We start from the raw sequence: 2699 nt of genomic DNA, 5'->3' as shown, positions 1-2699 counted from the left end.
CGCCCTTTGCCGGAGTTGAGGTTGGCTTATGAAGAACTTCTCAAATCAGCTTGACACAACATAGGAGCATCACCCTCTCATGTCCAGGTACTCCGCCCTCGGGGTGGTCAGCCCCGGCGAGTTCGAGAACCACATTGGCCTAAACACCAGCAGAAAAGAAATAGCTGCCTAACCACTAGGTAGCTCCACTACGAGACCATGATTTGCGGGCAACCCCACTGATTCTTGTCTTAAACATTGTTTCTTAAACTTTCCCCGCTTATAAGCATGTCATCTCAGCTCGTTGACAACAACAGATAGATTTAACTCTCATGCAGGAGCAATATTTCTAGCTATAGACTCCTTCTGTAGAACGTAACCAAAAATGCATCATCGCTGTTATAGGATCTGCTGCCGAAAAGATGGTCTTCGCTACATCGGAGGGACTCCAGTTATCGGGGAGATCTATAAAACGACGTGCGACTTTCCCGATAGTCACTGAAGGAGATTCTTTGACGGCCTCAAGAATAGTTACGACGTCTTCGTAAGTAGCATCGAATGCATCTTTTTCATTGGCTGCAGTTGCATCGGCTATGCAAATCCAGTCATCGACTTCGCTCATGTCTTTCAAGAGATTATCAACTATCTTTTCAGGATTTGTTTCCATACTCATAAATATACTAATAAGTTGATAACTATTATCGCGGTTTATGCTTTATCCTCTTCGCAGCCATTGGTTGAAGCGTTGTAGAGGACTGTGCCTTTGAGGGTGAAGAAGAAAGAGTCACTTTTACTATCGCTGTAGCACCTCGCTTACTCCGGCTTACGCTCGGCGTTTTCCGCCCACACACGCACTCCCACAGAAGCAGCAGTTTGAAAAATAATGAAAATAGCCACTAGGCCGAACCCTATTACATCAGTCAGCCATAAAACGAGGAGCACTAAAGAGACAACCGTCAAGGCGAGTAAAACTCCGATTTTTATCTTCTGTACCTTGTCCATAGCGCCATTATGCAAAATAAAAACCAACGCTGTGAGACGTTTCCCTGTTTTCGAAGAAATCTCCTCGACCTTGAAAGCGCCCCCCGGAGAACTGCTTTTCCACTTCATGGTCGTAATGGAGAATGCTCGTTTCTTTCTCCGGATATTCCCAGCGGTACTCATCAGAGGCACTTGAGGTTACTTGAACGATTGCCGAAACTGGTAGCCTCTTCGTTAAAACTGACGTGAGGTAAACAGTCACTCGCGCTGCTAGGGCTTAAAAGTTTTTGAATTTACTGTATCTGCGGGGTTATTTTCATGAGCTATGTGAGTGGTGCCCAGTCTTTGAGAAAAGATTGTCGGAGTTCTTATCGGAAGAGAAGCCTCGAATTAAGAAGGGTTAAATACTTGTACCTGTAACTCAGCGGATGGAGCTCTACCCCTCTAGTTGAGAATGCGTCGTGGGTTCAACTCCTACCGGGCCATTTGTAGATATTTAGCTACGCCTTCTTCGAAAGGAGGAATGTTTTGTTAGGACAACGCTTACCAACCAGCACGGGTCAGTTGTAAGGAGCTGGCAAACCAATAGCTCCTAGGCCTGACGCTCAGTTGCTAGCTTGTTCGGTACAGTAAACGCTTTATCTACTTCCCTGTGATTTTTAGAACACAAAGGAAAACTTGCGAAGACGTATAGCTATAAATCAGTATGTTCTGAGCTTGTTGGCGAGGTGGCCTCTCCTAAGTGTTCCTTACTCGACGGAAGGAACGTCATTATGAACAGCGGGATGGTGCCTATGAAGGGAATTAAAATTAGAAGAACCAAACTTCCGGGAAGTCCTGCATCCTGTATCCTTCTTGTTAGCAATGCTAAAAAAGGAATGAATACAATTACGGAAAGTGCTTTTCCTAGCGAAACTCCGTGGATTTCGCCGAAGTAATTATCAACTGCGCTTACTAGGCATGATCCAATAGTTAAAAAGGCAAGAGTCCACCAGTATTCGCTTCTAGAGGCGAAGCCGTTAAAGATAAAACCCCTTTTAAAAAAACGACTTATGGCTTCCCATGGAGACGCTCCGTAGAGAGGCTGTCGAGAGGGGAGGTGTAGTGCCTTTTCAAACATATTAAAATTCTCCTTCCGCCTAATAGATGTTTATTTATCTCACATAGACATACAGCAGCTGCTCTTTGCTAAGAAGTAAATCTCCAAGGGGTAAGCCTAGATAATCCAACACTGCTGGGAAACGTGTCCGTTACTGCATATTCTTCGTCCATGAGGAAAAAGGATGCTAGAGAGTCTTGTTTGTCTTCCTTAAAAGGGTCACTGACGGATACTACTGAACTGCATAAGTAGAGACTCAAGTCTTTCCAGTTCTCATCTGGTCGTTCGATCCTAAACTGTGCGATGAGATCTTCTTTCATCGCTTCTGATTCAGCTCTAATTGGTTCAGTGCAAATAAAAAGTACTTCCACGCCAGCGTGTAATGATGCTTCTCGGGCCCGTTGACAGTAGGTGAAGTATGCCCGATCTAAGACAGTTTCCGCCGCAATAAAGTAAGTGTTCAAATTGAAAATCATGCTATACCTACTATTTCGATGCAGTACGGTAGCTTTTAAATTGATAGCTGTCCTACACAGTATATAGCTACACGCCTTTTAAAGTGTTGTTGCAATGTTGGGCGGAGAGCAGCGAAGACTCAGTTTCGCATTCCCTGATGGCCGATGCGTGTGGGCGTTGTTAG

4 protein-coding genes are annotated in these 2699 nt (G+C 44.8%); all 4 read right to left on the bottom strand.

Annotation, left to right across the window (positions count from 1 at the left end):
- Positions 1–328 precede the first annotated feature (328 nt).
- Positions 329–646 carry a hypothetical protein gene (locus tag QP915_RS11535; RefSeq protein ID WP_284769430.1) on the bottom strand — a complete coding sequence of 106 codons (318 nt, stop codon included), beginning with the start codon at positions 644–646 and terminating at the stop codon, positions 329–331.
- A gap of 146 nt (positions 647–792) precedes the next feature.
- Entirely contained in the window at positions 793–1089 is a 297-nt protein-coding gene (locus QP915_RS11530; protein ID WP_284769429.1) for a hypothetical protein, read from the bottom strand.
- 565 nt (positions 1090–1654) lie between these two features.
- Positions 1655–2080, bottom strand: a complete 426-nt coding sequence (locus QP915_RS11525) for a DUF805 domain-containing protein (protein WP_284769428.1) — start codon at positions 2078–2080, stop codon at positions 1655–1657.
- A gap of 68 nt (positions 2081–2148) precedes the next feature.
- Complete coding sequence (locus QP915_RS11520) at positions 2149–2535, bottom strand: hypothetical protein (RefSeq protein ID WP_284769427.1); 387 nt, start codon at positions 2533–2535, stop codon at positions 2149–2151.
- Between the last annotated feature and the right edge of the window lie 164 nt (positions 2536–2699).

Source organism: Corynebacterium sp. MSK158 (assembly GCF_030229085.1).
GTDB lineage: Bacteria > Actinomycetota > Actinomycetes > Mycobacteriales > Mycobacteriaceae > Corynebacterium.
The sequence above is the reverse complement of the archived record's forward strand: the minus strand, read 5'-3'. Positions and strand labels throughout refer to the sequence as shown.

What these genes read in the sequence shown, in the direction of transcription:
- QP915_RS11535 (WP_284769430.1), bottom strand. Translation starts at nt 646, where the DNA reads ATGGAAACAAATCCTGAAAAGATAGTTGATAATCTCTTGAAAGACATG.
- QP915_RS11520 (WP_284769427.1), bottom strand. Translation starts at nt 2,535, where the DNA reads ATGATTTTCAATTTGAACACTTACTTTATTGCGGCGGAAACTGTCTTA.
- QP915_RS11525 (WP_284769428.1), bottom strand. Translation starts at nt 2,080, where the DNA reads ATGTTTGAAAAGGCACTACACCTCCCCTCTCGACAGCCTCTCTACGGA.
- QP915_RS11530 (WP_284769429.1), bottom strand. Translation starts at nt 1,089, where the DNA reads ATGAAGTGGAAAAGCAGTTCTCCGGGGGGCGCTTTCAAGGTCGAGGAG.